Source organism: Kandleria vitulina DSM 20405 (assembly GCF_000702065.1).
Taxonomy (GTDB): Bacteria; Bacillota_I; Bacilli_A; order Erysipelotrichales; family Coprobacillaceae; genus Kandleria; species Kandleria vitulina.
On the sequence record NZ_JNKN01000055.1, the window covers coordinates 1 to 7,763 of the forward strand.

Sequence of the window (7,763 nt, forward strand, 5' to 3'; positions counted from 1 at the left end):
TAAGCGCGAAGCCCCCTCCAAGATGAGACCTCCCATTGCGCAAGCAAGTAAGACCCCTCGAAGACGACGAGGTTGATAGACCGGGAGTGCAAGCATGGCGACATGTTCAGCGGACCGGCACTAATAGGTCGAGGACTTGACCGAAGAAGTATGAGAGAGATTCATGTGCGGCTTTGAAGGCTCGGCGGACAATCTGGCGGCGATGGCGCGATGGACACACCCGTACCCATGCCGAACACGGAAGTTAAGCATCGCAGCGGCGACGATAGTCGGAAACGGCAAAAACAGCACGCTGCCAGTCTGTCCGGTCCCCAAGGGGACTCCTTTTTTTTTGCCTTTTCACAGCAAATATGAATAAGCAAATAGATTTCACAACGATTGTGAATAGAGCATTGATAATCACAAGATGTGTGAAAAAAAAGAACTCGCAATTAACGAGTTCTTTTTATTTTGGATCCATCATATATTCTTTTTGATTAAACTTTTTTATATATGGTGACTGGTTTCCTTTTTCATTTAGTTTCTCCGATAGACGAGAGACAAGTTTATCAATAGAACTATTATCATCATAAAGAGGATTTTTCCAGATCGTTATAAATAATTCAGTACGAGACTGCGGCTGATATGGATGGGACATTAACGATTTTAATAATTTATATTCATTATTTGTCAGATCAACTACATCATCATCAAGGTACACAATCTGTGAAGTTGTATCCATGATAATGTCCTTGTAACGATAAATCTTTCTCGGTTTTAAAATCCCATTTCGGTAGATTGATAGAAACTTAGAATAGAGATCATTGTTCGAAAAAGGCACTCGAATATAGTCATCTGCACCATAATTTAACAAAGAATCTAAATATTTTTGAGAAAAATTTTTTGTCATGATAATAACTATTTTGTTATTTCTTTTGCATTTAATTAAGAAACGAGAAAAATTGATTTTTGGAAAATTATCATCAACGATAAAAGCTGAGTAGCGATCATTGATGGATTCAAATTTACTTGAATATATCGTAGGAATTTGCATTGAAGAAAAATATTCACTTATGCTTTTTCCTCTATTTTCATCTGAATCTAGCACTAGTATTTCAAATTGTTTCAACATGATTTCACCCCTGTTTTTTATAATTTTAACACATAATTTGTAGAATAAAATGACCAATCTGCCGTTTCCTTTTATTGACAGGAGTTTACAACTTACATATAATAATTGACATTAGAAGTAACCAAGGAGGAAAGAATACTATGGAGATGAAAGATCTATTAGACGAATATGGTTGTCTCACTTTCAGTGACGAAGTCATGAAAGAAAGAATCCCTAAGTCAACTTACAAAGCTTTTCATGAAGCAATGGATAGAGGGGAACCATTGCCAAAAGAAGCTGCAACTGTTATTGCCAATGCAATGAAGATTTGGGCAATTGAACATGGTGCAACTCATTTTACACATTGGTTTACACCAATGACTGGATTAACTGCTGAGAAGCATGATGCCTTTTTAGAACCTAACCAGAATGGTGGAGCAGTTCTAGAATTTAGTGGTAAGACATTAAGAAAAGGGGAACCTGATGCATCTTCTTTTCCAAGTGGGGGTTTAAGAGCTACTTTCGAAGCAAGAGGTTATACTGCATGGGATGTTACTAGCCCAGCATTTGTAAAAGATGGTTCACTTTATATTCCAACATTATTCTGTTCATATACAGGAGAAGCATTAGATAAAAAGACACCATTATTAAGATCTTGCGATGCATTATCACATTCTGCTTGTAAATTATTGCCTTTATTAGGTGTTGAAGGAGTTCATAGCGTAACAGCATCAGTTGGTGCTGAACAGGAATACTTCCTAGTAGCTGATGAATATTGGCAGAAACGTATGGACTTAAGATTAACAGGTCGTACATTATATGGTGCAAATGCACCTAAAGGACAGGAACTTGAAGATCATTACTTCGGTTCAATTAAACGTAAAGTCGGCGCATTTATGAAGGACTTAGATAGAGAATTATGGAAATATGGTATTCCATCTAAGACTAAACATAACGAAGTAGCACCAGCACAGCATGAAGTTGCTTGTGTTTATTCAAGAGTAAATATTACAACTGACAACAACCACCTTTTAATGCAGTTAGCACAGGATATTGCTAAGAAGCATGGTTTAAGATGTTTATTACACGAAAAACCATTTGAAGGTGTCAATGGATCAGGTAAGCATGATAACTGGTCAGTAATGACAGATACAGGTATAAACTTATTCAATCCAGGAAAAAATCCAATTGAAAACTTACCATTCTTAGCTGCTTTAGCATGTACAGTTAAGGGTGTAGATGAATATGCTGAATTATTAAGAATGTCAGCAGCATCTGCTGGTAACGATCATCGATTAGGTGCTAATGAAGCTCCACCAGCTATTATTTCAATGTTCCTTGGTGAAGAATTAAATAATTTGGTGGATTCAATCATCAACGATGGTGAACTAAATGAAGTCACTAAAGAAAGATTTAGAACAGGTGTTGCCGTTGTACCTACATTCTCAAAAGATACAACAGATCGTAACAGAACATCTCCATTCGCATTTACAGGAAACAAATTCGAATTCCGTGCAGTAGGTTCAGCACAGTCTGTAGCCGGACCAAACACAATTCTAAATGTCATTCTTGCTGAAGAATTTGATCAGATGGCTGAAGAAATTCTTGGTGGAAAAGAACCAATGGAAGTTATTCGTGAATACTTAACTGATCACCAGAGAATTATCTTCAATGGTGATGGATACAGCGCTGAATGGGAAAAAGAAGCTGAAAGAAGAGGTCTTCCAAACAACAAGACTACTATTGAAGCTGCTCAGTGCTTAAAGAGTGAAAAAGCAATTGAATTATTCACAAAACATGATGTATATAATGACGTAGAATTAAAATCACGTTATGATATTCTTTTAGATGGTTACTGCAAGACATTAAGAGTAGAAGCATTAACTGCTCTTAAGATGGCTAAGACAGAAATCTATCCTGCAGTTGTTAAATATATTGGAACTGTAGCTAAAGATGCTAAAGAATTACAGGAATTATCTATTGATAATGTCTTCTTAAAAGAAAACCTTACAGAATTATCAACATTAGCAACACAGATGAAAGCAGAAATGGCTGCATTAGAAAAAGCTATTGATGAAGCTGATCACAATGATGCTGATATTAAAGAACAGGCATTATGCTGGAGAGATAGTGTATTAGCATCAATGAACAAATTAAGAGAAACAGCTGATACATTAGAAACAATGGTTGACCAGAATGATTGGCCAATTCCATCATATGTTGATTTATTATTCGGAATCTAAAAATGAAAGGAAGCTTTGCTTCTTTTCATTTTTTATTATGCTATAATATCCTTAATAAGGAGGGATGATTCCATGGAAATGAGATTATATCAAAGAAAAGATTTAGATCAGGTGATTGACTTATTTTATCGTGCAGTACATGAAGTGCAGTGTAATGATTATACGGAGGAAGAACGAGATGCTATTGCACCTAAAAATGTAGATCGTTATCATTGGGAAGCATCTCTTGAAAAGAATCATACACTTATTGTAGAAGATGAAGGTAAAATAATAGCCTTTGGCAATATTGGTACTACTGGTTATCTTGATCGTCTTTATATTGATAAGAAATATCTTCACCAAGGTATTGGTGCTAAGCTATTAGAAAGACTTGAACAGTATGCTAAAAAGCAAGGGAATGGCATTATTTATGTAACATCGTCCATTACATCAAAACCATTTTTTGAAAAACATGGATATGAGGAAATAGAAGAACAGATCAATGTAAGAAGGGGTGTAAGAATATTACGCTATCTTATGGAAAAGAAGATCTGATCTTCTTTTTTTGTAAAATAAAAGTCAAAAATTAAATGAATGCGCTCTCATTTATGTTATAGTTACATTAAAGAGAGGATGTTTTATATGAAGATGTTATTGAATCAATTTTTAGAGTATATAGAACAATCAGACATCCCAAGAGCTGTTTATGTATTTAGAGATGGAAAAGTTATTCCTCTTACAGTCTCAAATGGGTTGATAGAATTTTATAATAATATTTTTAATAGAGAAGAACTTTTAGATTATTACACTAATAATATGTATCAATATACACATCCTGATGAAATTGATCGTATTGTCTATGCCGCAAGGGATTTTGCGATTAACGATGGAGTTTATGATGTTGTATATAAGGAGTATATTCCTAATACTGAGCGTTTGAGATTTATTCATGCTCATGGTTATCATGAAATGATAGAAGATACGCGTTTAGCAATTATTTCTTATGATGATGTAACAAGTGACTATGCGGATTATCATATTGATAATCAGTCTTATAATAGATCACTTAAAGGATTGATTGATGTTGATCGAGTAGCAATAGCTATCATTGATATTAAAACTCATGAATTGCTTTTATGTAATAAGAAAATGAAAGATCTTTTTAAACCACGAGTAACGATGGATACCGGTGTAACGTTTGAAAAGTTTTTTATTACCGATGATACAGATTACGTTTTTCCTTTTGAGAAGTTTGAAGGAAGATACGGTAAAATCATGAAAACTCCTTATAGTGATAAAGAGATGTTTATGCATGTCTATAGGACAAATTGGGGTTCTGAAGATGTTTATCTTGTATCTATTAATGATTATGATCTGCAGTTCTTTGATAAGTTGACAGGACTACATAATTTTAGTTATCTGCTAGAAAGAGCAGGAGGATTTATCGAAGAAAATCTTGATGTATCTAAGACAAGCGTAGTCTTTTTAAATTATATTGCATTCTTGAATTATAATAATACAAGAGGTTTTCAAAAAGGAAATCAGCTGTTGAAAGATACTGCTGCTTTATTGGTAGAGAAGTTTCCAAATGGTCTTGTATGTCGTTTATCAGAGGATCATTTTGTAGTTGTCAGTGATCTAGATGTAGAGAATATTCTTGAAAAGATTCATGAGGAAGTCTATAAGCTTGCACCTGGTGATTTTATGGAACTTAAGGCTGGTGTATATTATTTTAAAAAAGATGATGATGTCAGCGTTGCTATTGATAATGCCAAGCTTGCTTGTGATGAAATCAGACGTAATTTAGAAAAGTATATCTGTGTGTTTAAGCCTGAAATGAAGAGGTTTAATGAAATGACACAGTATGTTGTAGATAATTTTGAAAGAGCAATTAAAGAGAAGTTCATTAAGGTCTATTATCAGCCAGTTATTAGAACAAGTACGAAGACATTGTGTGGATTTGAAGCTTTAGCAAGATGGGATGATCCTGATCATGGTCTGCTTTCTCCAGCTATCTTTATTCCTCCATTAGAAGAAACGCATATGATTCAAAGACTTGATATTTATGTCATTAATGAAGTCTGTAGGATGTTAAGAGAAAGACTTGATCAGCATTTAGATGTTGTTCCTGTATCATTTAACCTTTCTAGAATTGATTTCTTGACTGGTGATATTGTTTCTACAATTGAAAGTATTATAAAAAAGTATAACATTTCAAAAGAATTGATTCATATTGAGATTGTGGAACGTATTGTTGGAGGTCAGTTTATTAAGAAGGAAATTCAACGTCTTTATGATGCAGGCTTTTCTATTTGGATTGATGATTTTGGTAGTGGTTATTCATCATTGAATATCTTAAAAGATTTTGCTTTTGATGAAATTAAGATTGATATGGAATTCTTGAGAAACTTTAATTCTAAATCACAGAGTATCATTGCTTCTACTGTAGGTATGGCTAAGGAGATTAGGGTTCATACATTAACAGAAGGGGTAGAAACAAAGGAACATTTTGATTTCTTGTGTTCTATAGGATGTGAAAAAGTACAGGGATACTATTTTGGTAAACCTGCTCCTTTAGATGATGTATTGCAACATTGTAAGGATAAAGGACTTGATATTGAGACAAAAGAATGGTCGAAGTACTATCAGGAATTAAGCAGTGTTAATCTGTTGAATAGAAGTCCTACTGTTGTACTAGAAAGACGTGATCAGGAAATCTATTTATTGAATTATAATGGTGGATTCAAGGACTTTTTAAAGCGTTTGGGATATAAGACAATTCATCAGTCACGATTGGAAAGTGTCTTTAATAATGAAAAATGGTGTGAACATATTCGAAATGCGATTGCGGTAGTACAAGTGAATAAGAAATCTGTTATTACTGATTTCTTTTTTGAAGAGCGAAAGTATTTTCTGAAGATTGAATATTTAACACATTATAAAAATTATTGTGGTGTAATTTGTCAGATCTTTGATACAAATATTGATTAAGAAGGCAGCTCAAGAATGAGCTGCCTTTCATTAATTTTTTTGTCTTTTAGTTAAAAAGTATTTGTAATTTTTTAGGAATATGATATAAATATATGGACGTTTAACGGGAGGGATATTATGGCTAAACGTATTATTCAAGTTGAAGAAAAAGTACCATTTAAAATGCTGTTGCCATTAAGTGTTCAGCATATGTTCGCAATGTTTGGGGCATCGGTTTTGGTACCATATTTATTTGGAATTAATCCTGCTATCGCATTATTCATGAATGGGTTAGGAACATTGCTATTTATCTTAATTACTAAGAAGAAAGCACCTGCCTACTTAGGAAGCAGTTTCGCATTTATTGCACCTGCAACTATCATTATTAAGAATATGGGTTATCAGTATGCATTGGGAGGATTCGTTGCAGTCGGGTTCTGCGGATGTATTCTTGCAGGCATTTTTTATAAGTTTGGAACAAAGTGGATTGATGTCGTGCTTCCAGCTGCGGCCATGGGTCCAGTTGTTGCATTGATTGGATTAGAATTATCTTCTTCAGCCGCAAGTACTGCTGGTTTATTAGATAAAGTTGTTGATCCTAAAAACTTAATTGTATTCCTAGTTACATTATTAGTTGCTGTATTTGGTAGTGTATGCTTCAAGAAATTCTGGAGCGTTATACCTATCTTAATTGCTGTTGTATGTGGATATATTGCTGCAGTATTATGTGGAATGATTGATTTCACACCAGTGCTAAAAGCATCATTCTTTGCAATCCCACATTTCCAGTTCCCTAAGTTCAATATTAACGCTATCGTTATGATGCTTCCAGTCTTATTGGTTATTGCATCAGAACATATTGGACATCAGCTTGTTACTGGTAAGATTGTTGGTAGAGACTTAATCAAAGATCCAGGATTACATCGTTCATTATTTGCAGATAACTTCTCAACAATGATTTCTGGTTTAATTGGATCTGTTCCAACTACAACTTATGGTGAAAATATCGGTGTAATGGCTGTAACAGGTGTATACAGTGTACAGGTTATCGCTGGAGCTGCTATTCTTTCTATCATCTGTTCATTTATTGGACCAGTAGCTGCATTGATTCAGACAATTCCTAATCCAGTAATCGGTGGAATCAGCTTCTTGCTTTATGGTATGATCGGTACAAGTGGTTTAAGAGTACTTGTTGATCATCAGGTAGATTACGGTAAAAGTACGAACTTAATCTTAACTTCAGTTATCTTTGTAGTAGGATTAAGTGGTATTAAGATTTCAATTGGAAACATTTCATTATCAGGTATGGTATTAGCCTGCATGGTAGGAATGATATTATCATTAGTTTTCCATCTATTAGGAAAATGTCATATGTTAAATGAAGAGTAGGGGCTGACCCAGTAAAGTGATTTATGGATAATCACTGAGCTGGACCAGCTCTTTTTTTCTTTCTTTGACTCCCTACAGCCAGATAAAATCTG

General features: G+C 34.2%; 5 protein-coding genes and 2 rRNA genes. 6 read left to right on the plus strand and 1 reads right to left on the minus strand.

Going from position 1 to position 7,763, the window contains the following annotated elements; genetic code table 11:
• Positions 1-144: ribosomal RNA gene (locus T513_RS0109160) — 23S ribosomal RNA — on the plus strand; the annotation flags it as partial.
• Positions 145-192: 48 nt separating this feature from the next.
• Positions 193-301: ribosomal RNA gene (rrf, locus tag T513_RS0109165) — 5S ribosomal RNA — on the plus strand.
• A gap of 144 nt (positions 302-445) precedes the next feature.
• Here rrf and T513_RS11510 read toward each other — a convergent pair.
• Positions 446-1,111: a response regulator transcription factor gene (locus T513_RS11510; protein WP_035877054.1), complete on the minus strand. Its 666-nt coding sequence runs from the start codon at positions 1,109-1,111 to the stop codon at positions 446-448.
• Positions 1,112-1,251: 140 nt separating this feature from the next.
• Here T513_RS11510 and T513_RS0109175 point away from each other — a divergent pair, with 140 nt between their 5' ends.
• The 4 genes from T513_RS0109175 to uraA all read left to right on the plus strand — a co-directional run bounded on the left by T513_RS0109175 (position 1,252) and on the right by uraA (position 7,671).
• Positions 1,252-3,333: a glutamine synthetase III family protein gene (locus T513_RS0109175; RefSeq protein WP_031589855.1), complete on the plus strand. Its 2,082-nt coding sequence runs from the start codon at positions 1,252-1,254 to the stop codon at positions 3,331-3,333.
• A gap of 72 nt (positions 3,334-3,405) precedes the next feature.
• Positions 3,406-3,867: a GNAT family N-acetyltransferase gene (locus T513_RS0109180; RefSeq protein WP_029069830.1), complete on the plus strand. Its 462-nt coding sequence runs from the start codon at positions 3,406-3,408 to the stop codon at positions 3,865-3,867.
• An 87-nt stretch (positions 3,868-3,954) separates the two neighbouring features.
• Positions 3,955-6,303 carry a GGDEF domain-containing phosphodiesterase gene (locus T513_RS11795; RefSeq protein WP_051654429.1) on the plus strand — a complete coding sequence of 783 codons (2,349 nt, stop codon included), beginning with the start codon at positions 3,955-3,957 and terminating at the stop codon, positions 6,301-6,303.
• 117 nt (positions 6,304-6,420) lie between these two features.
• A complete protein-coding gene (gene uraA, locus T513_RS0109190) occupies positions 6,421-7,671 on the plus strand; it encodes a uracil permease (protein WP_031589857.1) in 1,251 nt (416 codons plus the stop codon).
• Positions 7,672-7,763: the final 92 nt, after the last annotated feature.

Excerpts from the sequence above, each read along its gene's own strand:
- T513_RS11795 (WP_051654429.1), top strand. The coding sequence starts at position 3,955 with ATGAAGATGTTATTGAATCAATTTTTAGAGTATATAGAACAATCAGAC.
- uraA (WP_031589857.1), top strand. The coding sequence starts at position 6,421 with ATGGCTAAACGTATTATTCAAGTTGAAGAAAAAGTACCATTTAAAATG.
- T513_RS11510 (WP_035877054.1), bottom strand. The coding sequence starts at position 1,111 with ATGTTGAAACAATTTGAAATACTAGTGCTAGATTCAGATGAAAATAGA.
- T513_RS0109175 (WP_031589855.1), top strand. The coding sequence starts at position 1,252 with ATGGAGATGAAAGATCTATTAGACGAATATGGTTGTCTCACTTTCAGT.
- T513_RS0109180 (WP_029069830.1), top strand. The coding sequence starts at position 3,406 with ATGGAAATGAGATTATATCAAAGAAAAGATTTAGATCAGGTGATTGAC.